This is a genomic window from Pseudomonas carassii (assembly GCF_036324045.1).
In the GTDB taxonomy this organism is placed as follows: Bacteria; Pseudomonadota; Gammaproteobacteria; order Pseudomonadales; family Pseudomonadaceae; genus Aquipseudomonas; species Aquipseudomonas peradeniyensis.
Genome location: NZ_JAZDCT010000003.1, coordinates 215,592 through 235,957, shown reverse-complemented (window position 1 = coordinate 235,957; position 20,366 = coordinate 215,592). Strand labels below are relative to the sequence as shown.

The window sequence follows — 20,366 nt, the reverse complement described above, 5'->3', positions numbered from 1 at the left end:
CGAGCCATTCGCTCCCGGTGATAACGCTATCGCACAGCCCGGGAGGGCTGGCAATCACGATAAACCGTAGTGATATTTAACATTCAATTATTTTAATAAATTATTGATTTATAACGATTTATCTTTTTGCTACCGCATGCTGTACGCACTGCTCGTAATACGTCTGCTTGATCGCCGCCGGCTTCAGCCGAGACCGGCTGTTGTAGGTCTGCTCGGTGATGCCGAAGGCCGTCATGCGCATCCACGGCTTGGCGAACTTGCGCGCCTGCAGCTTCTTGCGCGTGGCGTACAGGGTGACGCCGGAAAGCTTGGCCTGCTGCGCCTCGGCGGCGATCTGCGCGCCCCAGCCGCACACCTGGCGATCGTTCTGGCTCAGTGCCCGGGCATGGGCGCCGAAGGCGGCGGTGGCCAGCAGGCAGCCGGCCACGGTTGCTAGAATCATTCGCATGTTGCTGTCCTAAGCATCTGAAGGAAAACAAAGTTTGCCTTCGCTTCCGACGCCTGGGGGCCAGCAGTTTGCCGTCAGGCGATGGCCATTTGCAGGCCGTCGTGCTGGCGCGTGCGCAGCGACTGCAGGGCCAGGGCCGCGATCCACAGCACGCCGACGCCGTAGTTCAGGCGCTGGTACAGACCGAACAGTTCACCGCTGTGCACGGCCTTGGCCATCAACACCACGGTGACCACCGCCAGCAGCGCGCTCAGCAGCGACCCCCAGGCCAGCCCCGGGGATCGGGCCAGGCGGGTGCCCAGGCCGATCCACAGCACGCTGGCGAGGGTCAGCGAGAGGAACATCAGCAGGCCGCCGAGGTTATGCATCTGCTGCGAGAACGATGGCTGCAGCGGCGCGCAGCCCTGATCGCAGGCGAACCCGCCGGTCACCAGACTGCCCAGGCCATGCAACAGCACCAGCAGGGCGCTCAGCCGCGCCAGCTTCGAGCGCCGCCAGCGCCGCGCCAGGCCCCAGGCGAACAGCGCGAACAGCAGGGCCAGTGGGAAATTGTTGATCCAGGGCGACAGCCCGTGGGTGGGGGCGCCGGCCGCGCCGAGCTGGCTCATGGCCTGCTGCAAGTGGTCGTAGCCGGGGTAGGCCAGGGCCGTCAGGGTGACGCCCAGCAGCAGCCAGAGGGGGATGAGCAGGCCGCTGGCGAGCAGCAGGCGATCGAACGTCTTCATGCAGTGCCTTCCTTGGTGAGTGCAGGGCGCAGCCTACCGCGTCGCCGTGGCCATTCGCCAGTCTCAGTGGCCGTTGGCCAGCATCACCAGAAGCACGCAGGCCAGCAGCGCCAGGTAGGCCCGGGCATGCACGCTGTCGGGGATGCGCCCGAGCAGGGGCGCGGCCAGGTGCATGCCGAGCCAGGCGCCGACGGTCATCACCAGGGCCGCGCGCAGGTCGATGAAACCCAGCACGCCCGGGCCAAGGTCGAACTGGCCGGCCGGCAGCAGCGCATAGACCAGCGTGGCCGCCAGGGCCATGGGCAGCGACAGCGGGTTGGCCATGGCCGTGGCGGTGCGCATGCTGGCGCCGCGACGGCGCATCAACGGCACGGTCATCACGCTGCCGCCCACCCCGAGCAGCGCCGCCAGTGCGCCGATGGGCACGCCGACCAGGCTGGCGCCAGCCCTGCCCAGTGGCGCCAGGTGATGTTCGCCAGCGCGCACGAAGCCCGGACGCAGCCAGGCGTCCAGCAAGCTCAGCGCCAGGTAGGCGATGAACAGCCAGCGCAACCAGGCGCTGGCCAGGTACAGCGCCGCCCAGGCCCCGAACAGCGCGCCGAGGGCGATGGCCGGCGCCAGTGGTCGCACCAGGTCCCAGCGCAGGCTGCCCGCTCGGTGATGGCGCCAGGTGGCCAGCGCGCTGCTGAAGATCATCACCGTGGCCGAGGTGGCCACGGCGATCTGCATGGCGTGCTGGGCCACGGCCGTCCCCGCGCCATGGCTGGCCAGCAGCAGGGCATAGAACAGCGGCACGGCGAAGAAGCCGCCGCCGAAGCCGAACAGCAGGGTGGTGACACCGGCGCACAGGCCGAACAGGCCAAGCAGGGGATAGAGCATGGGGAGGGTCTCGGGTCTGGGGTGGGGTGGGGTGGTCAGGGTAGGGGGCTGCCACTTGGCTGGCTTGCGTAACCTGGCCAATAATCATCGTGTTTCGGCCAGAGCCTCCTTCCATGCGCAATGTCCCCCTGTCCCAGGTCGATGCCGTACCGCGCGCGGTGCTGGCCATCGCCACCGACTATCCGCCCGATACCCTGCTGCCCAGGCATGTCCATCGCCGGGCACAGTTCCTGTATGGCATGAGCGGGTTGATGGAGGTGCTGACCGATGATGGCGCCTGGGTCATCCCGCCCGGCAGCGGGGTGTGGGTTCCGCCCGGTAAGCCGCACCAGGTACGCATGCGCGGGGTGAGTACCCGCAGCCTGTACATTGAGCCGACCGCGCTGCCCAGGCCGGGCAGCGTGTGCGAGGCGCTGCGGGTCGGGCCGCTGCTGCACCAGCTGCTGCTGGCCAGCGCCGAGGTGCCGGCCCTGCATGACGAGACGGGGCGCGATGGCCTGCTGCTGCGTCTGGTGCTACATGAGCTGGGCCAGGCCGAGCGTCTGCCGCTGTTCGCGCCGCTGCCGGCCGAGCCGCGCCTGGCGGCCCTGTGCCAGGCGTTCCTGGCGCAGCCATCGATCCACACCCGTGGCGAAACCTGGGCAGGGCAGCTTAACTGGAGCCTGCGTACCTTCAGCCGGCGCTTTCGCGAGCAGACCGGGCTGTCGTTCGGTCAGTGGCGCCAGCAGGCCTGCCTGATGGCCGCGGTGACCCGGCTGGCGACCGGCGAGGCGGTGACCGCCATCGCCCTGGACCTGGGTTATGAAAGCCCCAGCGCGTTTTCCAGCCTGTACCGGCGAGTCATGGGCCAGCCGCCGTCGACGGCACGCCAGGGCATATGAAAACCCCGTTGGACGTATGTGATCGTACAACTGCTTGCGCTATCATCACGCCTGTCTTTCACAACCAGACATACAGGGCATGACAGAGCAGCAGGTACAGGCACGGACCCGGCGCAAGCCGCGCAGTCTGGCCCAGGAACTGGTCACGGTGCTGACCGAGCGCATTCGCAGCGGCCAACTCAAGCGCGGCGACAAGCTGCCCACCGAGTCGCAGATCATGGTCGAGGAGGGGGTCAGCCGCACCGTGGTGCGCGAGGCCATCTCGCGGCTGCAGGCCGCCGGCCAGGTCGAGACCCGCCACGGCATCGGCACCTTCGTGCTGGACGCGCCGAGCACCGGCGGCTTTCGGATTGACCCGGCGACCATCGTCACCTTGCGCGAAGTGCTGGCGGTACTGGAGTTGCGCATCGCCCTGGAGATCGAAGCCGCGGGCCTGGCCGCCCAGCGTCGCAGCGACGAGGAACTGGCCGGCATGCGTGCCGCGCTGGACGAGCTTAACGAGGGCGCGGCCCATGCCTCGGATGCGGTGTCGGCGGACTTCCAGTTCCACCTGCGTATCGCCCAGGCCAGCGGCAATCACTACTTCGCCGACATCATCAATCACCTGGGCACCAGCATCATCCCGCGCACCCGGCTCAATTCGGCGCGCCTGGCCCATGACGACCAGGCGCACTACATGAGCCGGCTGATGCATGAGCACGAGGCGATCTACGAGGCCATCGCCCGGCGCGACAGTGAAGGCGCGAAGATGGCCATGCGCATGCATCTGAGCAACAGCCGCGAGCGCCTGCGCCAGGCCCATGAAGAGGCCGAGGCGCAAGGCATCTAATCCGTACCGGTCCCTTCGCGGGCACTATAAAAAAGCCCTGCATGCGCAGGGCTCTTGCATCCCAGGGCTATTCAGATCACCCCTTCACTCCACTGCCCATTCACCAGCCGCCGCAGCCCCAGCGGGTTGCCATCGCGCAACGCCTCCGGCAGCAGCGCCTGCGGGTAGTTCTGGTAGCACACCGGGCGCAGGAAGCGATCGATGGCCAAGGTGCCGACCGAAGTGCCACGGGCATCTGAAGTCGCCGGGTAAGGCCCGCCATGGACCATGGCGTCGCACACCTCGACCCCGGTCGGATAGCCATTGACCAGGATCCGCCCGACCTTTTCCTCCAGCAGCGGCACCAGCCAGGCAAAGGCTTCGAGGTCTTCCGGCTCGCCGATCAGCGTGGCGGTCAACTGGCCGCGCAGACCGAGCAGGGCGGCGCGCAGTTGCTCGCTGTCGCTGACTTCGACCGCCACCGTAGCCGGGCCGAACACTTCTTCCTGCAGCAGCGGGTCGGGCTCCAGCAGCAGGCGGACGTCGGCTTTGAACAGCTGGGCACGGGCCTGGTCGCCTTGTTGCGCCTGACCGGCCAGGTGCTGGATGCCGGCATGGGCGTGCAAGTGTTCCAGGCCGGCGACATAGCTGCGCAGGCCGCCGGCGTTGAGCAGGGTCTGGCCGGCCTGCTGGTCCAGGTGCTGGCCCAGATCATTCAGCAACTGGCTAAAACCAGGCGACTGCAGGCCGATCAGCATCCCCGGGTTGGTGCAGAACTGCCCGGCGCCCAGGCACACGGAGCCGGCCAGTTCGCGGGCGATGTTCTCGCCACGCTTGGCCAGCGCGGCCGGCAGGATGATCACCGGGTTGATGCTGGACATCTCGGCGAATACCGGGATCGGTTGCGCACGCTCGGCAGCCATGCGGCACAGGGCGTCGCCGCCCTTGAGCGAGCCGGTGAAGCCGACCGCCTGGATGGCCGGGTGCTTGACCAGCCACTCACCGACACCACCACCGAACACCATGTTGAACACGCCCTTGGGCATGCCGGTGCGTTCGGCGGCACGCAGGATGGCGCAGGCCACCAGGTCGGCGGTGGCCATGTGGCCGCTGTGGGCCTTGAACACCACCGGGCAGCCGGCGGCCAGGGCTGCGGCGGTGTCGCCCCCGGCGGTGGAGAAGGCCAGTGGGAAGTTGCTGGCGCCGAACACCGCCACCGGACCGACACCGATACGCATCTGGCGGATGTCCACCCGTGGCAGCGGTTGGCGCTCGGGCTGTGCCAGGTCGATGCGCGCCCCTAGGAAGTCGCCACGGCGCAGTACCTTGGCGAACAGGCGCATCTGCCCGCTTGTGCGGCCGCGTTCACCTTGGATACGGGCGGCGGGCAGGGCGGTTTCGCGGCAGACGATGGCGACGAAGCTGTCGTCCAGCTCATCCAGTTCGGCGGCGATCGCCTCGAGGAATTCGGCGCGGCGTGCCGGGGGCAGTTGGCGGAACTCGGCGAAGGCGGCGGCGGCGGCTTGGGCGGCCTGGTCGACTTCGGCTTCGGTGGCTTGGGCGAAGCTGTAGGGCAGGGCTTCGCCGCTGCTGGCGTCCAGGCTTTGCAGGCGCTGGGTGCCGGCGGCGCTGCGTGCGCCGGCTATGAAGTTGTGGCCGAGGATCTCAGGCATGGGGTACTCCTGTCGGGGGACGTTGGGGGGCGCTTTGCGCCCCTTTCGCGGCACAAGGCCGCTCCTACAAGGCGGATGCGATCTACTAGTAGGAGCGGCCTTGTGCCGCGAAAGGGCTGCGTAGCAGCCCCAATATTCATCAGGTAATAGGTGCCGGATTGAACAAGGTGATGTCGTTGTGCAGGCCATGCTGCTCGGCCCAGGTCCGCTTGCGACCGCTGGCGACATCGAGGTAGTAGTGGAACAGTTCCCAGCCCAGCTCCTCGATGCTCGCCCGGCCACTGGCGATGCGCCCGGCGTCGATGTCGATCAGGTCCGGCCAGCGCTGGGCCAGTTCGCTGCGGGTGCACACCTTGACCACCGGCGCCATGGCCAGGCCGTAGGGCGTGCCGCGGCCGGTGGTGAACACGTGCAGGTTCATCCCGGCAGCCAGCTGCAGGGTGCCGCAGACGAAGTCGCTGGCCGGGGTGGCGCAGAAGATCAGGCCCTTGCGTGTGACCCGTTCGCCCGGGCCAAGCACGCCCTGGATGGCGCCGCTGCCGGACTTGACGATCGAGCCGAGGGATTTCTCGACGATGTTGGACAAGCCGCCTTTCTTGTTGCCCGGCGTGGTGTTGGCGCTGCGGTCCGCCGCGCCCTGTTGCAGGTAGCGGTCGTACCAGTCCATCTCGCGCACCAGCGCCTCGGCAACTTCCGGCGTTTCGGCGCGGGAGGTGAGCATGTAGATGGCGTCGCGCACCTCGGTGACTTCCGAGAACAGCACCGTGGCCCCGGCGCGCACCAACAGGTCGGCGGCATGGCCCAGGGCGGGGTTGGCGGTGATGCCGGAAAAGGCATCGCTGCCACCGCACTGCATGCCCAGGATCAGCTCGCTGGCCGGCACGGTTTCGCGGCGGCGCTGGTCAAGCTTCTTCAGGCGGGTTTCGGCCAGGGCCATGATCTGCTCGATCATCTCGACAAAGCCCAGCGAGGCGTCCTGCAAGCGGTATAGCCAGGGCTCGCTGAGGTCCACGGACGGGTCGTCCTCGTGCATCACCTGGCCGGCCTGGAGTTTTTCGCAGCCCAGGCTGATGACCAGCGCCTCGCCGCCCAGGTTGGGGTTGCGCGCCAGGTTGCGCACGGTGCGGATCGGGATGTAGGCATCGCGGGCGTTGATCGCCACGCCACAGCCGTAGCTGTGGGTGAGGGCGACCACATCATCCACGTTGGGGTATTTGGGCAGCAGCTCGCTGCGGATGCGTTTGACCGCGTGGTCGAGCACGCCGGTCACGCACTGCACGGTGGTGGTGATGCCGAGGATGTTGCGGGTACCGACGGTGCCGTCGGCATTGCGATAACCCTCGAAGGTGAAGCCTTCTAGGGGCGCCTGGGCGGCGGGCACGGCATCGCAGCGCGGCAGGCTGTCGAGCTCGGGGGCGGCCGGCATCGCCAGTTGATCTTCCTTGACCCAACTGCCCTGGCGCAGGTCTTCCAGGGCATGGCCGATGACCTGGCCGTAGCGGCGCACCGCCTCGCCCCGGCGGATATCCACGGTGGCGACCTTGTGGCTCTGCGGCACGCCCTCGACCAGGGTCAGGCCGTCGGCGAAGCGCGCGCCTTCGCCCAGGCCGCCGTCGTTGACCACCACCACGACATTGTCGTCGGGGTGCAGGCGCACGTAGCGGGGCGACTCGGAATGTTCGATCAACTGCATGGTCAGGCCCTTCTTGTCGTTTCTTTCAGGCTTCTTGTACGGCTGCCGGCGCCCGGGCTGGGCGCCGGCGTGTTTCACTCAATGGCGCGAAGTGGCGAGTTCAGCGGTGGGTGCCGCCTCTTGCTTCGGGTCGTCCTTGAGCTCGATACGCTTGATCGGACCGACGATCACCAGGTAGCTGAACACCGCCACCAGGGCGTTGGCGCCCACATACACCAGGGCCCACTTGAACGAGCCGGTGGCGCTGATGATGTAGCCGATGACGATCGGCGTGGTGATCGAGGCGATGTTGCCGAAGGTGTTGAACAGCCCGCCCGACAGCCCGGCGATCTGCTTGGGCGAGGTGTCGGCGACCACCGCCCAGCCCAGCGCGCCGATGCCCTTGCCGAAGAACGCCAAGGTCATGAAGCCGACCACCATCCATTCGGCCTCGACGTAGTTGCAGAAGACCATGGTGGTCGACAGCAGCAGGCCGCAGACGATCGGCAGCTTGCGCGAGAAGGTCAGCGAGTTGCCGCGGCGCAGCAGCCAATCCGACAACACGCCGCCGAGCACGCCGCCGATGAAGCCGCATACCGCCGGCAGCGAGGCGATGAAGCCTGCCTTGAGGATGGTCATGCCGCGCTCCTGCACCAGGTACACCGGGAACCAGGTGAGGAAGAAGTAGGTGATGGCGTTGATGCAGTACTGGCCCAGGTAGACGCCCAGCAGCATTCGGCTGGTCAGCAGCTGCTTGATATAGCCCCATTTCGGGCCGTCGTTGCCGCGCTTCTGGTCCATGTCCACCAGGCCGCCGTTCTGTTCGATGTGCTCGAGCTCGGCGGCACCGATGCGAGGGTGCTGGCGCGGGTTATAGATAGTCTTGAGCCACACCGCCGAGAACACGATGCCCAGCGCGCCCATCACCACGAACACATGTTCCCAGCCGAAGGTGAAGACGATCCAGCCCATGATTGGCGCGAACAGCGCGGTGGCGAAGTACTGCGCCGAGTTGAAGATCGCCGAGGCGGTGCCGCGCTCTTGCGTCGGGAACCAGGCCGCGACGATCCGGGCGTTGCCGGGGAACGACGGCGCTTCGGCGAAGCCGACCAGAAAGCGCAGGGTGAACAGGGTGACGACCGCCCAGGCCACTGGCAGGCCGCCGACGAAGCCCTGCAGCAGGGTGAACAGCGACCAGGTGAAGATGCTGAAGGCGTAGACGTTCTTCGAGCCGAAGCGGTCGAGCAGCCAGCCGCCGGGGATCTGCCCGGCCACGTAGGCCCAGCCGAAGGCGGAGAAGATGTAGCCGAGGGTGACCGCGTCGATGCCCAGGTCCTGCTGCAGGCTGGAGCCGGCGATGGCGATGGTGGCGCGGTCGGCGTAGTTGATGGTGGTCACCAGGAACAGCATCAACAGGATCAGGTAGCGCACATGCGTCTTTTTCGTCGCTTGCATGCTGGTTACTCCCACTCGTTATTTTTATACGGGGATCGGTTGTGGGCCGGAGCAGGGTGGCCTTGCTCCGGCGGCGGCATCGGCAGGCCGCAGGAAGCTCGCTTATTGCGGGCCCATCTTGTCCATCAGCGCGGCGAGCATCTCGTACTCCTGCGCGGTCAGGTCGGTCAGCGGCGTGCGCACGGGGCCGGCGTCGTAGCCGGCGATTTTTGCCCCGGCCTTGACGATGCTCACGGCATAGCCGGCTTTGCGGTTGCGGATGTCCAGGTATGGCAGGAAGAAGTCGTCGATCAGCTTGGCCACGGTGGCGTGATCGTCGCGGGCGATGGCGTGGTAGAAGTCCATCGCCGTCTTCGGCACGAAGTTGAACACCGCCGAGGAGTACACCGGCACGCCCAGGGCCTTGTAAGCCGCAGCATACACCTCGGCGGTGGGCAGGCCACCCAGGTAGCTGAAGCGATCGCCCAGGCGGCGACGAATCGACACCATCAGCTCGATGTCGCCCAGGCCATCCTTGTAGCCGATCAGGTTCGGGCAGCGCTCGGCCAGGCGTTCCAGCAGGTCGGCGTTCAGCCGGCAGACGTTGCGGTTGTACACCACCACGCCGATGTTCACCGCCTTGCACACCGCCTCGACATGGGCGGCGACGCCGTCCTGGCTGGCTTCGGTGAGGTAGTGGGGCAGCAGCAGCAGACCCTTGGCGCCCAGGCGCTCGGCCTCTTTGGCGTATTCGATAGCCTGGCGGGTCGAGCCGCCGACGCCGGCGAGGATCGGTACCGACGTGGCGCAGGTGTCGACGGCGGTCTTGATCACCTGGCTGTACTCGCTGGCGGCCAGGGAGAAGAACTCGCCGGTGCCGCCAGCAGCGAACAGGGCGCTGGCGCCGTAGGGGGCGAGCCATTCCAGGCGCTTGACGTAGCCAGCCGGGTTGAAGTCACCGTGGGCGTCGAAGTCGGTGACGGGGAACGACAGCAGGCCGTGGGAGAGGATGGATTGCAGTTCTTGTGGAGTCATTGTTGTAGGCATCCTGTGGCGCTTGGAAGGAGGGGGGACCAAGGTGAGAGGTAAGTTATCGTACAACTAAGATCGTGACTAGTCCCTTGCGGTAGAAATTTTGAATCCTTCCCACCATGACAGCGCCAACCCCTGTAGGAGCGGCCTTGTGCCGCGAAAGGGCCGCAAAGCGGCCCCGGCGTTCGTGGTTCAACGCTGGAAGCCTGGGGCCGCTGCGTGACCCTTTCGCGGCACAAGGCCGCTCCTACAGGGGGAAGCGTAAACCCGATAATTCGGTGGAGGAGTGTTGTCGTATGACTTGCGGGGAGAAAAAAGATCGCGGAGACAGGCACAAGCCCGCCGCCCGCTTCCACGGGAAGTGTTCTGGGACCAGCAGAGGGTGACCGGGGAAACGGGGGCGGTATTGCACCGCCCCGCGATCAAAGCTAACGAAGCTTCAGTGGATCAGGCAGCCTGGTGGTGCTTGACCTGGGACTTGCGGACCTGGGCGCGGCAGGCGTCGCCGAAGGCCTGGAACATCTTGATCGAGTCGGGGTTCTTCGCCGCCTGCCACTCCGGGTGCCACTGCACCGCGAACAGGAAGGGCGAGAGGCTCGGGGCGTGGATCGCCTCGACCAGGCCGTCTTCGGCATGGGCGATCGGCTCGATGCCGGCTCCCAGGTTGCGCAGGCCCTGGCCGTGCAGCGAGTTGACGCGGATCTCATCGGTGCCCAGGGTATCGCGCAGCCAGCTGCCTGGCTTGATCTTCACGCTGTGCACCGGGGCGTACTGGACCTCGACCGGATCTTCCGGGTTTTCCCGGTGGTCGTTGAAGCCGGGTTCGGCGTAGACCTTCTGGTAGATGTCACCGCCCAGGGCCACGTTGATTTCCTGCATGCCGCGGCAGATGCCGAAGATCGGCAGGCCACGCTTGATCGCGGCCTTGACCAGCGGCATGTCGAACAGGTCGCGGTCCTTGTCCTGGCCCTTGCCGGGGGTTTGGTTTTCCTGGCCGTAGAGGGTCGGGTCGATGTTGCTGCCGGCACCGGTCAGGTAGACGCCGTCGGCCATGTCCAGGTAGCTCTCGAGGTCTTCGACGCCACAGCAGGTGGGCACCAGGACCGGGACGCAACCGGCGAAATCGACCAGCGGGGTGATGTATTTGTGGGTCATGACCTGATAGTCATGGCCTTTGCGCTCTTGGCTGCCCATGGTCATCAGGACGATGGGTTTGCGCAGGGAAGGTTGCTTGTTGCCAATGTTGCTGTTGGACATATGTCACCTTGAGACAGGTCATGCCTGTCGTTGTTGTGCAGGCGCACGGCCGGGGCCTTGAGTGCTGCCTGGAGCCCCGAGCACTGCCGGCTCGCCTTGCAGGCGATGTCGGTCGGGGCCTGACTCATAGCTTGCCAGAGCCGTTCGATATGTCAAACGAGTGGCGGGGTGTCCAGGCGCCTGTTTTCGGGGGCTCTGGGTCGTCGGGGCCTTTGGTGACAAGGGTTTGGCGAGGCTTTGGTCAATAATATTTAACGACGCAGTCGGGTCTTTGCATCGGTGCAATGATCGTGATGCCCTGGAGGCAAAGACCAGGATTTTTATTTAGCCACCTAATCAAAGCTTTGACATTCACTGCCTAAGCAGTAATATTTTCACACAATTCCTCGAGCAGACCCCGATGTCCCATTTCACCCCGGAAAACTTCCAGACCTGCGCCATCGGCATGCTGCTCGGCCGCGCCGCGCTGCTCAAGGACCGCATCCTCGACTGGCACCTCGAGGCCGATGGCGTCACCGCCGCCCAGTTCAAGGTGCTTATCATCGTCACCCAGTACCAGGTCGACACCCCGGCCGAACTGTGCCGCTACCTGGGCCTGGACAGCGGCTCGATGACCCGCATGCTCGATCGCCTCGAGCAGAAGGGCCTGATCCTGCGCAATCGCTGCCCCGACGACCGCCGCCAGGTGCGCCTGGCCCTGACCGCCGATGGCCAGCGCCTGGCCGATCGTCTGCCACAGGTCGGCGCGGCGGCGATGAACGAACTGGTCGGCGTACTGCAGCCCGAGGAACTCAAGACCCTCGAGCAACTGCTCGCCAAGGTCCTGATCAACGCCGGCGACCCCCTGACGATCCGCCGCTTCGGCGATCGTTGAACCCTGTCACGCATCTTCCAAGGTATTGTCATGGCCACTCCCGCTGACACCTCCACCCCGGCCGCCGCGCCTGACAACACAGGCAAACGCAAAGTCTGGTTGCTCGCCCTGTTACTTGTCCTGATCCTCGCCGGCGCAGGCACCTGGGCTTGGTACAGCCTGGTCGGTCGCTGGCATGAAAGCACCGACGATGCCTACGTCAATGGCAACGTCGTGGAGATCACCCCGCTGGTGACCGGCACCGTCACCAGCATCGGCGCCGATGACGGCGACCTGGTCCATGCCGGCCAGGTGCTGCTGCAATTCGACCCGTCCGACAGCGAAGTCGCCCTGCAGTCCGCCGAGGCCAAGCTGGCGCGCACCGTGCGCCAGGTCCGCGGGCTGTACAGCAACGTCGACTCGCTCAAGGCGCAATTGCAGACCCGCCAGGCCGAGCTGCAGAAGGCCCAGCAGGACTACCACCGACGCAAGGTGCTGGCCGACAGCGGCGCCATCGCCGCCGAGGAAGTCGCCCACTCCCGCGATGACCTGACCGTGGCCCAGGCCGCCGTCAACAGTGCCCGCCAGCAACTCAACACCAGCACCGCGCTGGTCGACGACACCGTGGTGTCCTCGCATCCGGAAGTGATGGCCGCCGCCGCCGACCTGCGCCAGGCCTACCTTGACCATGCCCGCACCACGCTGGTGGCGCCGGTCACTGGCTATGTCGCCAAGCGCACCGTGCAACTGGGTCAGCGCCTGCAGCCGGGCACCACAACCATGGCGGTGATCCCGCTGGACGAGGTGTGGATCGACGCCAACTTCAAGGAAACCCAACTGCGCGACATGCGCATCGGCCAGCCGGTCGAGATCACCGCCGACCTCTACGGCAGCGAAGTCAGATACACCGGCACCGTCGACAGCCTCGGCGCGGGCACCGGCAGCGCCTTCGCCCTCTTGCCGGCGCAGAACGCCACCGGCAACTGGATCAAGATCGTCCAGCGCGTGCCAGTACGTATCCACCTCGACCCTGAGCAGTTGAAGACGCACCCGCTGCGCATCGGCCTGTCCACCGTCGCCGAGGTCGATCTGCACGACCAGAGCGGGCCGGCCCTGGCCCAGCAGCCGCCGCAGCAGGCCAGCTACACCACCCAGGTGTATGACCGTCAGCTGGTCGAGGCCGACGACCTGATCGCCCGGCTGATCCACGAGAACAGCGCCACCGGCAAGACGGCCCAGCGATGAGCCAGCAGGCCCCCGCGCAGTTCACCCCGCCGAGCCTGCTGCTGACCACCATCGGCCTGTCGTTGGCGACCTTCATGCAGGTGCTCGACACCACCATCGCCAACGTGGCGTTGCCGACCATTTCCGGCAACCTCGGCGTGAGTTCGGAGCAGGGCACCTGGGTGATCACCTCGTTCGCGGTGAGCAACGCCATCGCCCTGCCGTTGACCGGTTGGCTGAGCCGGCGCTTCGGCGAGGTGAAGCTGTTCATCTGGGCCACGCTGCTGTTCGTGCTGGCCTCGTTCCTGTGCGGCGTCGCCCAGTCGATGCCCGAGTTGGTGTTGTTCCGCGTGATCCAGGGCGTGGTGGCCGGTCCGCTGTACCCGATGACCCAGACTCTGCTGATCGCCGTGTACCCGCCGGCGAAACGGGGGATGGCCCTGGCGCTGCTGGCGATGGTCACGGTGGTGGCGCCGATTGCCGGGCCGATCCTCGGCGGCTGGATCACCGACAGCTACAGCTGGCCATGGATCTTTTTCATCAACGTGCCGATCGGCCTGTTCGCCGCCGCCGTGGTGCGCCAGCAGATGCGTGCGCGGCCGATAGTCACCAGTCGCCAGCCGATGGACTACATCGGCCTGCTGACCCTGATTATCGGCGTCGGGGCGTTGCAGGTGGTGTTGGACAAGGGTAACGACCTGGACTGGTTCGAGTCATCGTTCATCGTCATCGGCACCTTGATCTCGGTGGTGTTCCTGGCGGTGTTCGTCATCTGGGAGCTGACCGACCGCCACCCGGTGGTCAATCTGCGATTGTTCGTGCACCGCAATTTCCGCATTGGCACCCTGGTGCTGGTGGGTGGCTACGCGGGGTTCTTCGGCATCAACCTGATCCTGCCGCAATGGCTGCAGACCCAGATGGGCTACACGGCTACCTGGGCGGGCCTTGCAGTGGCGCCGATCGGCCTGCTGCCGGTGCTCATGTCGCCCTTCATTGGCCAGTACGCCCATCGCTTCGACCTGCGTGTGCTGGCCGGCATCGCCTTCCTGGCGATCGGCACCAGTTGCTACATGCGTGCCGGCTTCACCAACGAGGTGGACTTCCTGCACATCGCCCTGGTGCAGCTGTTCATGGGGATCGGCGTGGCGCTGTTCTTCATGCCGACCCTGGGCATCCTGCTGTCGGACCTGCCGCCGCACCAGATCGCCGACGGTTCCGGGCTGGCCACCTTCCTGCGGACCCTGGGCGGCAGCTTCGCCGCATCGCTGACCACCTGGATCTGGATTCGTCGTGCCGACCAGCACCATGCCTATCTGAGCGAGCACATCAGCAATTTCGATCCTGCCACACGGCAGACCCTGGAGCAGTTGGGTGGGGCAAGCCCGCAGAGTTATGCGAAGCTGGAACAGATCCTCAACAGCCAGGCGTACATGATGTCGACGGTGGATTACTTCACCTTGCTCACCTGGGTGTTCGCCGGCTTGATCCTGCTGGTGTGGCTGGCCAAGCCGCCCTTTACCGCCAAGGCCGGGCCGGCTTCGGCGGGGCATTGAGCCGATGACCCTGTCCGTGCGCCGCAGGTTTTCAAATGATGGCATTTCCCCTAATCTTGTAGGTCTTTTCCTGGCTACTTGGCAGACTCATGGACAAGGTCATCGTCATCACCGGCGCCAGCCGGGGCATCGGCGCCGCCACCGCATTGCTGGCGGCGCAACAGGGTTACCGCATCTGCATCAACTACCACGCTGACGACCAGGCCGCCGAGGCGATGCTGGCGCAGGTCCGCGCGCTGGGCGCCGAGGCGATCGCCGTGCGCGCCGATGCCAGCGTCGAGGACGAGGTGGTGCGACTGTTCCAGTGCGTCGACCAGGAACTCGGGCCGGTCACCGCGTTGGTCAACAATGCCGGCACCATCGGTCAGCAGAGCCGGGTCGAGGACATCTCAGAGTTTCGCCTGCTCAAGGTGATGAAGACCAACGTGGTCGGCCCGATCCTCTGTGCCAAGCACGCCTTGCTGCGCATGAGCAGCCGCCATGGCGGTCAGGGCGGGGCGATCGTCAACGTGTCGTCGATGGCCGCACGGCTAGGCTCGCCCAACGAGTACGTCGACTATGCCGCCTCCAAGGGTGCCCTGGACACCTTCACGGTGGGTCTTGCCAGGGAGGTGGCAGGCGAGGGCGTGCGGGTGAATGGTGTGCGGCCGGGCTACATCCATACCGGTTTCCATGCCCTGAGTGGCGATCCGGACCGCGTCAGCAAGCTCGAGCCGGGCTTGCCGATGGGGCGCGGTGGCCAGCCCGAGGAGGTGGCCGAGGCGATACTGTGGTTGCTGTCGGACAAGGCGTCCTATGCGACTGGCACCTTTATCGACCTGAGCGGCGGGCGCTGACGCCCATCACCTGGCGCTGAGCAACTGCGCCACCAGGTCGGCAATCGTGTTGAGCTCGAAGGGCTTGCGCAGGACGGTGGTGCGTGGTGGCAGTTGCCCATCGCTCAGGGCTGCGCTTTCGTCGTAACCGGTGATGAACAGCACCGGCAGGCCGGGATGCAGGGCGCGGCTTGCTTGCGCGACCTGGCGGCCATTGAGGCCGCCGGGCAAACCGATATCGCTGATCAGCAGGTCTGGTACGAATCCGCCTTCGAGCATTGCCAGCGCGGCGGGGCCGTTCTCGGCACTTCGCACCTCATGCCCGAGCTCGTCGAGTACCTCGCCGATCACCAGGCGCAGTGCGGCCTGGTCCTCCACCAGCAGGACCCGGGCACGTTCAGGGTGTGTCAATCGCGCGAGCACGGGCTCGGTCCGCACTGGTACCGGCGCTTCAAGGTGCCGGGGCAGGTAGAGTTCGATTCGCGTACCTTCGCCCAATGTCGAGCGGATTTGCAGCTGCCCGCCGGATTGGCGCACGAAACCGAAGGCCATCGACAGTCCCAGTCCTGTGCCCTGGCCCAGTGGCTTGGTGGTGAAGAACGGGTCGATTGCCCGTTCGATCACTTCTTGCGTCATGCCACGGCCATCGTCCTCGACACTCAGATGCAGGTAATCACCTGCCGCGAGGTCGAGCGCGGCGGCGCTGCTGTCGTCAAGCGACTGGTTTTCGCAGCGGATCTCGATTCGTCCACCGCTGGGCAGGGCGTCGCGGGCATTGATGCACAGGTTGAGCAAGGCGCTTTCCAGCTGCGGTGGATCGATGAAGGTCGACCAGAGGCCCTGGGCGCAGGTGACGTCGACAGCGATGGAGGGGCCGACGCTGCGGCGGATCAGTTCCTCCATGTCGAGGATCAGTGCGCCCACTGCGGTGGCCTGTGGCAGCAGGGTCTGGCGTCGGGAGAACGCCAACAGCCGATGCACCAGTGCCGCGGCGCGGCGCGCCGAATCGCTGGCCGTGTCGAGCAAGGCCGGGACATCCTCTGGGCGCGCCTGCTGCAGGCGTTGGCGCACCAGCTCCTGGGCGCCCAGGATGCTGCCCAGCAGGTTATTGAAGTCATGGGCGATGCCGCCGGTGAGCTGGCCCACGGCCTCCATCTTCTGCGCCTGGCGCAAAGCCTCTTCGGCTTCGAGCAGGCGCTGCTGCTCACTGACCTGACGACTGATGTCATAGACGAACAGATAGGCGCCGACAATCCTGTCGTTGGTGTCGCGTAGTGGGTTGAAGCGCAGTTCGAAATGGCGCAGGCGATTGCCACGGCCGTACTCGATGCTTTCGATGAAGCTCTCGCCGGCCAGTGCCCGCCGCCAGAACATCACCGAGCGCTCGAGCTCTTCGGGGAAGCCGGCCAGGCAGTCGACCAGTCTGTCACCGGCCTTGACGGTGCGCCCGAACAGAAACTCGAAGTCCTTGACCGCCCGGGCATTCACCGCAAGAAAGCGTAACGAGGTATCCACCACCTGCACGCGTGCGACGCTGCGTTCGACCAGTTCGGCGAACAGGCTACGTTCGGCCAGGGCGGCGGTGACCCGTTGCTCGAGGTGGTCGTTGAGTTGTTGCAGCGCGGTCTCGGCCCGGCGTCGTTCGGTGACGTCCTGGAATAGCACGGCGACCTGATTGCGCTCTGCGGGCTCGATGCGGAAGGTGGTGACCGACAGCACCCGGCCGGTGGCAACCAGCTCTTGTTCGAACTGCAGTGGCTGGCCGGTACGCAATACCTGGCCGTAGCGGGCCACCCAGCCATCGGCCTCGTCGGGCACCATTTCCCGCAGTTTCTGCCCGACTACGTTGGGTATGCCTGCGTGGCGAGCGTAGGCAGCGTTGGCAACGACATGGATGTAGTCACTGAGCGGGCCGTGGGGGCCATCGAAGAACTCGATGACGCAAAAACCCTCGTCCATGGTGTCGAACAGAAAGCGATAGACGCTGTCGTCGATTTCACGGTGTTGAGCGAGGCGGGATTCGAGTTCGGCATTGCGTTGACGCAATGCCTGGATTTCGCGTTCGGGCATGCAGGTGTCCGGCGTTGGGCGTGGCCCAACTGTAGCCTGCCTGCCCGTCGGCGGCTAGAACGACCGCACGATCCGCCCCAGGGTCTCCATGGCCTGCTCGGCGGCATCGCCCCAGGGGCTGCCGTAGTTCAGGCGGATGCAGTTGCCGAAGCGCCGGGTCGGCGAGAAGATCGGTCCCGGCGCGATGCTGATGCCCTGGGCCAACGCCATGTGGAACAGCTTCAGGGCGTCCATCTGCTCGGGCAGCTCCAGCCACAGGAAGTACCCCCCGGAGGGTTGGCTGACCCGGGTCTGTGCCGGGAAGTGGCGGGCAATGGCGGCCAGCATGTTGGCCTGCTGGCCCTCGAGGGCGTAGCGCAGTTTGCGCAGGTGGCGATCATAGCCGCCGTGCTGCAGGTAGTCGGCGATCGCCGCCTGGGCCGGCATCGAGGCGCACAGCGAGGTCATCAGCTTGAGTCGCTCGATCTTCTGCGCGAAGCGTCCGGCCGCCACCCAGCCGATCCGGTAGCCGGGGGCCAGGCTCTTGGCGAACGAGCCGCAGTGCATCACCAGGCCTTCGGTGTCGAAGGCCTTGGCCGGTTTCGGTGCCTGCTGCGAGTAGTACAGCTCGGCGTAGACGTCGTCCTCGATCAGCGGCACCTGGTGGCGGCGCAGCAGTTCGACCAGTTCCTGCTTCTTGGCCTCCGGCATGCTGGCGCCCACTGGGTTCTGGAAGTTGGTCATGCACCACACGGCCTTGACCGGGTGTTTCTCCAGGGTCTGGGCCAGCACGCCGAGGTCCATGCCCTCGCGCGGGTGCACCGGGATCTCCACCGCCTTGAGCTTGAGCCGTTCGAGCACCTGCAGGCAGGCGTAGAAGGCCGGTGCCTCGATGGCCACCAGGTCGCCGGGCTGGGTCACGGCTTGCAGGCACAGGTTCAGTGCCTCCAGGGCGCCGTTGGTGATCAGCAGTTCTTCCATCGGCAGCATCAGTCCGGCAACCATGTAGCGCAGGGCGATCTGCCGGCGTAGCTGCGGGTTGCCCGGCGACAGGTCGGTGACCACCATGCGTGGGTCCATGGCCCGGCTGGCGCTGGCCAGCGAGCGTGACAGGCGTTGCAGGGGGAACAGGGTCGGGCTGGGGAAGGCCGAACCGAACGGCACGGTGTGCGGATCCTTGATCGAGTCGAGGATCGAGAACACCAGGCCGCTGACATCGACATCGGTGGATTCGCTGGCCGGCGCCTGGGGCTGCGGCTCGCTGAACGGGCGCGGCGCATGGGCGTTGACGAAGTAGCCCGAGCGTGGCCGGGCGCGGATCAGGCCGCGCCGCTCCAGCAGGTAGTAGGCCTGGAACACCGTGGACGGGCTGACCCCGTGGGTCTGGCTGGCGTAGCGTACCGAAGGCACCCGCTGGCCGGGGCCAAGCACCCCGGAGCGGATCAGTTCGGCAATGTCGTCGGCAAATCGTTCGTAGCGTTTCATTATCGTCTGGGCAGGCAAGGTGGTGGTCAGTGTAGGGGATCAGCGATTCATCGGCGCGACGAAACGGCTGTGCGCGGTGCTGCGGATGCCCGGCTGGTCGCTGTCCTGGATCTCGAACGTCAGCTCCTGGGAACTGCTGCTCGGGCGGTCGGCGAGCATCGCCACCGACACCGGCAGCTCGCTCATCTCGCCGGCGGCGAGGGTGAACTCGGTGCGCCCGTGCAGCTCGAAGCCGTCGGCGTCCACCAGACGCAGGCGATAGTGCTGCGATTCCTGGGTCTTGTTGATGATCTTCAGCAGGTAGATGTTCTCGATCTGGCCCAGGGCGTTTTCGCGGAATAGGCCACGGTCCTTGATCACGTCCATCGACACCATCGGGCGCATCTGCAGGGCGATCACCAGGGCGCCGATCATCACCGTCAGCGCGGCGGCGTAGCCCAGCAGGCGAGGGCGCAGCCAGTGGGTCTTGCCGCCTTGCAGGTTGTGCTCGGACTTGTAGCCGATCAGGCCGCGGGCGTAGCCCATCTTGTCCATCACCCCGTCGCAGGCGTCGATGCAGGCGGCGCAACCGATGCAGGCCATTTGCAGACCCTCGCGGATATCGATGCCGGTAGGGCAGACCTGCACGCACAGGGTGCAGTCGATGCAGTCGCCCAGACCCTGGCTGCGCGGGTCGCTGCCTTTCTTGCGCGGGCCGCGGGATTCGCCACGGCTGGGGTCGTAGGCCACCGCCAGGGTGTCCTTGTCGAACATCACGCTCTGGAATCGCGCATAGGGGCACATGTGCATGCACACCGCCTCGCGCAGCCAGCCGGCGTTGAGGTAGGTGGCGCCGGTGAAGAACAGGATCCAGAACAGCGCCACGCCATCCAGCTCGAAGCTGAACAGTTCGGCAGCCAGCGGGCGGATTGGAGTGAAGTAGCCGACGAAGGTCAGGCCGGTGAGCAGGCCGATGGCCAGCCACAGGCCATGCTTGAGGCCGCGTCGGGCGATTTTCTCGACGCCCCAGGGCGCGGCGGCCAGCTTGATGCGCTGGTTGCGGTCGCCCTCGGCGATCTTCTCGCACCACATGAACAGCCAGGTCCAGGTGCTCTGCGGGCAGCTGTAGCCGCACCAGACGCGTCCGGCGAACACGGTGATGGCGAACAGGCCGAAGGCGCAGATGATCAGCAGCGCCGACAGCAGAATGAAGTCCTGTGGCCAGAAGGTCGCGCCGAAGATATGGAATTTGCTTTCGGCCAGGTCCCACAGCACGGCCTGGCGGTCGCCCCACTGCAACCAGGCGGTGCCGAAGAACAGTACGAACAGCAACCCGGCAAAGGCGATCCGCAGGTTGCGGTAGAAGCCGGTGAAGCTGCGGGTGTGGATGCCATCGGCCGCCTGGCTTTTGCTCTTGTTGGCGGCGGGGGCAACCTCGATGACTCGGAAGGGGATTCTATCGCTCATGGTTCATCGCTCATCAGGCCTCGATCAGGCCAGGGCACTATGGCCCTCGATCTGTTTTCAGCACAGGCCCAGGTATTGAGATAAAAACCATATCAGATGCTTGGTTGATTTGCTCAGGCCTCGAATTTCGTA

17 protein-coding genes are annotated in these 20,366 nt (G+C 66.0%); 6 read left to right on the top strand and 11 right to left on the bottom strand.

Going from position 1 to position 20,366, the window contains the following annotated elements; genetic code table 11:
• Positions 1–118: 118 nt before the first annotated feature.
• The 3 genes from V0R62_RS03750 to V0R62_RS03740 all read right to left on the bottom strand — a co-directional run bounded on the left by V0R62_RS03750 (position 119) and on the right by V0R62_RS03740 (position 2,052).
• The gene (locus tag V0R62_RS03750) at positions 119–448 is read right to left on the bottom strand and encodes a hypothetical protein (protein WP_330102804.1); all 330 of its coding nucleotides are present in this window, start codon (positions 446–448) and stop codon (positions 119–121) included.
• A 74-nt stretch (positions 449–522) separates the two neighbouring features.
• The gene (locus tag V0R62_RS03745; RefSeq protein ID WP_330102803.1) at positions 523–1,173 is read right to left on the bottom strand and encodes a DUF998 domain-containing protein; all 651 of its coding nucleotides are present in this window, start codon (positions 1,171–1,173) and stop codon (positions 523–525) included.
• A gap of 63 nt (positions 1,174–1,236) precedes the next feature.
• Positions 1,237–2,052, bottom strand: coding sequence for a sulfite exporter TauE/SafE family protein (locus tag V0R62_RS03740; RefSeq protein WP_330102802.1), 816 nt, complete (start codon positions 2,050–2,052; stop codon positions 1,237–1,239).
• 113 nt (positions 2,053–2,165) lie between these two features.
• Here V0R62_RS03740 and V0R62_RS03735 point away from each other — a divergent pair, with 113 nt between their 5' ends.
• On the top strand, positions 2,166–2,933 hold the full coding sequence (locus tag V0R62_RS03735; RefSeq protein ID WP_330102801.1) for an AraC family transcriptional regulator: 768 nt from the start codon (positions 2,166–2,168) through the stop codon (positions 2,931–2,933).
• A 79-nt stretch (positions 2,934–3,012) separates the two neighbouring features.
• Positions 3,013–3,762, top strand: coding sequence for a FadR/GntR family transcriptional regulator (locus V0R62_RS03730; RefSeq protein WP_050705306.1), 750 nt, complete (start codon positions 3,013–3,015; stop codon positions 3,760–3,762).
• 71 nt (positions 3,763–3,833) lie between these two features.
• On the opposite strand, the gene V0R62_RS03725 is transcribed toward V0R62_RS03730, so the two are convergent.
• The 5 genes from V0R62_RS03725 to V0R62_RS03705 all read right to left on the bottom strand — a co-directional run bounded on the left by V0R62_RS03725 (position 3,834) and on the right by V0R62_RS03705 (position 10,809).
• On the bottom strand, positions 3,834–5,414 hold the full coding sequence (locus tag V0R62_RS03725; RefSeq protein WP_330102800.1) for an aldehyde dehydrogenase (NADP(+)): 1,581 nt from the start codon (positions 5,412–5,414) through the stop codon (positions 3,834–3,836).
• Between the two features lie 139 nt (positions 5,415–5,553).
• A complete protein-coding gene (garD, locus tag V0R62_RS03720; RefSeq protein ID WP_330102799.1) occupies positions 5,554–7,107 on the bottom strand; it encodes a galactarate dehydratase in 1,554 nt (517 codons plus the stop codon).
• A gap of 78 nt (positions 7,108–7,185) precedes the next feature.
• A complete protein-coding gene (locus tag V0R62_RS03715) occupies positions 7,186–8,541 on the bottom strand; it encodes an MFS transporter (protein WP_330102798.1) in 1,356 nt (451 codons plus the stop codon).
• Between the two features lie 102 nt (positions 8,542–8,643).
• Positions 8,644–9,555, bottom strand: a complete 912-nt coding sequence (gene kdgD, locus V0R62_RS03710) for a 5-dehydro-4-deoxyglucarate dehydratase (RefSeq protein ID WP_234561039.1) — start codon at positions 9,553–9,555, stop codon at positions 8,644–8,646.
• A 444-nt stretch (positions 9,556–9,999) separates the two neighbouring features.
• Positions 10,000–10,809, bottom strand: a complete 810-nt coding sequence (locus V0R62_RS03705) for a gamma-glutamyl-gamma-aminobutyrate hydrolase family protein (RefSeq protein ID WP_330102797.1) — start codon at positions 10,807–10,809, stop codon at positions 10,000–10,002.
• Positions 10,810–11,209: 400 nt separating this feature from the next.
• Between V0R62_RS03705 and V0R62_RS03700 the strand changes: the two genes are divergently transcribed.
• The 4 genes from V0R62_RS03700 to V0R62_RS03685 all read left to right on the top strand — a co-directional run bounded on the left by V0R62_RS03700 (position 11,210) and on the right by V0R62_RS03685 (position 15,275).
• Complete coding sequence (locus tag V0R62_RS03700; protein WP_050705312.1) at positions 11,210–11,683, top strand: MarR family winged helix-turn-helix transcriptional regulator; 474 nt, start codon at positions 11,210–11,212, stop codon at positions 11,681–11,683.
• Between the two features lie 30 nt (positions 11,684–11,713).
• A complete protein-coding gene (locus V0R62_RS03695; RefSeq protein ID WP_330102796.1) occupies positions 11,714–12,907 on the top strand; it encodes an HlyD family secretion protein in 1,194 nt (397 codons plus the stop codon).
• Positions 12,904–14,439, top strand: a complete 1,536-nt coding sequence (locus V0R62_RS03690) for a DHA2 family efflux MFS transporter permease subunit (RefSeq protein ID WP_330102795.1) — start codon at positions 12,904–12,906, stop codon at positions 14,437–14,439. Before V0R62_RS03695 ends, V0R62_RS03690 begins: the two co-directional genes overlap by 4 nt.
• An 89-nt stretch (positions 14,440–14,528) precedes the next feature.
• Entirely contained in the window at positions 14,529–15,275 is a 747-nt protein-coding gene (locus V0R62_RS03685; RefSeq protein WP_330102794.1) for an SDR family oxidoreductase, read from the top strand.
• 6 nt (positions 15,276–15,281) lie between these two features.
• On the opposite strand, the gene V0R62_RS03680 is transcribed toward V0R62_RS03685, so the two are convergent.
• Genes V0R62_RS03680 through ccoG form a run of 3 tightly spaced genes read right to left on the bottom strand, consistent with a single transcriptional unit; the run spans position 15,282 to position 20,234 of the window.
• Positions 15,282–17,324 carry an ATP-binding protein gene (locus tag V0R62_RS03680; protein WP_330102793.1) on the bottom strand — a complete coding sequence of 681 codons (2,043 nt, stop codon included), beginning with the start codon at positions 17,322–17,324 and terminating at the stop codon, positions 15,282–15,284.
• Positions 17,325–17,378: 54 nt separating this feature from the next.
• Positions 17,379–18,788, bottom strand: coding sequence for a GntR family transcriptional regulator MpaR (gene mapR, locus V0R62_RS03675; protein WP_186714559.1), 1,410 nt, complete (start codon positions 18,786–18,788; stop codon positions 17,379–17,381).
• 39 nt (positions 18,789–18,827) lie between these two features.
• Positions 18,828–20,234, bottom strand: a complete 1,407-nt coding sequence (gene ccoG, locus V0R62_RS03670) for a cytochrome c oxidase accessory protein CcoG (RefSeq protein WP_330102792.1) — start codon at positions 20,232–20,234, stop codon at positions 18,828–18,830.
• Between the last annotated feature and the right edge of the window lie 132 nt (positions 20,235–20,366).

What these genes read in the sequence shown, in the direction of transcription:
- V0R62_RS03705 (WP_330102797.1), bottom strand. Translation starts at nt 10,809, where the DNA reads ATGTCCAACAGCAACATTGGCAACAAGCAACCTTCCCTGCGCAAACCC.
- ccoG (WP_330102792.1), bottom strand. Translation starts at nt 20,234, where the DNA reads ATGAGCGATAGAATCCCCTTCCGAGTCATCGAGGTTGCCCCCGCCGCC.
- V0R62_RS03750 (WP_330102804.1), bottom strand. Translation starts at nt 448, where the DNA reads ATGCGAATGATTCTAGCAACCGTGGCCGGCTGCCTGCTGGCCACCGCC.
- V0R62_RS03695 (WP_330102796.1), top strand. Translation starts at nt 11,714, where the DNA reads ATGGCCACTCCCGCTGACACCTCCACCCCGGCCGCCGCGCCTGACAAC.
- kdgD (WP_234561039.1), bottom strand. Translation starts at nt 9,555, where the DNA reads ATGACTCCACAAGAACTGCAATCCATCCTCTCCCACGGCCTGCTGTCG.
- V0R62_RS03740 (WP_330102802.1), bottom strand. Translation starts at nt 2,052, where the DNA reads ATGCTCTATCCCCTGCTTGGCCTGTTCGGCCTGTGCGCCGGTGTCACC.
- V0R62_RS03680 (WP_330102793.1), bottom strand. Translation starts at nt 17,324, where the DNA reads ATGCCCGAACGCGAAATCCAGGCATTGCGTCAACGCAATGCCGAACTC.
- V0R62_RS03745 (WP_330102803.1), bottom strand. Translation starts at nt 1,173, where the DNA reads ATGAAGACGTTCGATCGCCTGCTGCTCGCCAGCGGCCTGCTCATCCCC.
- V0R62_RS03690 (WP_330102795.1), top strand. Translation starts at nt 12,904, where the DNA reads ATGAGCCAGCAGGCCCCCGCGCAGTTCACCCCGCCGAGCCTGCTGCTG.
- V0R62_RS03735 (WP_330102801.1), top strand. Translation starts at nt 2,166, where the DNA reads ATGCGCAATGTCCCCCTGTCCCAGGTCGATGCCGTACCGCGCGCGGTG.
- V0R62_RS03700 (WP_050705312.1), top strand. Translation starts at nt 11,210, where the DNA reads ATGTCCCATTTCACCCCGGAAAACTTCCAGACCTGCGCCATCGGCATG.
- V0R62_RS03725 (WP_330102800.1), bottom strand. Translation starts at nt 5,414, where the DNA reads ATGCCTGAGATCCTCGGCCACAACTTCATAGCCGGCGCACGCAGCGCC.
- mapR (WP_186714559.1), bottom strand. Translation starts at nt 18,788, where the DNA reads ATGAAACGCTACGAACGATTTGCCGACGACATTGCCGAACTGATCCGC.
- V0R62_RS03685 (WP_330102794.1), top strand. Translation starts at nt 14,529, where the DNA reads ATGGACAAGGTCATCGTCATCACCGGCGCCAGCCGGGGCATCGGCGCC.
- garD (WP_330102799.1), bottom strand. Translation starts at nt 7,107, where the DNA reads ATGCAGTTGATCGAACATTCCGAGTCGCCCCGCTACGTGCGCCTGCAC.
- V0R62_RS03715 (WP_330102798.1), bottom strand. Translation starts at nt 8,541, where the DNA reads ATGCAAGCGACGAAAAAGACGCATGTGCGCTACCTGATCCTGTTGATG.
- V0R62_RS03730 (WP_050705306.1), top strand. Translation starts at nt 3,013, where the DNA reads ATGACAGAGCAGCAGGTACAGGCACGGACCCGGCGCAAGCCGCGCAGT.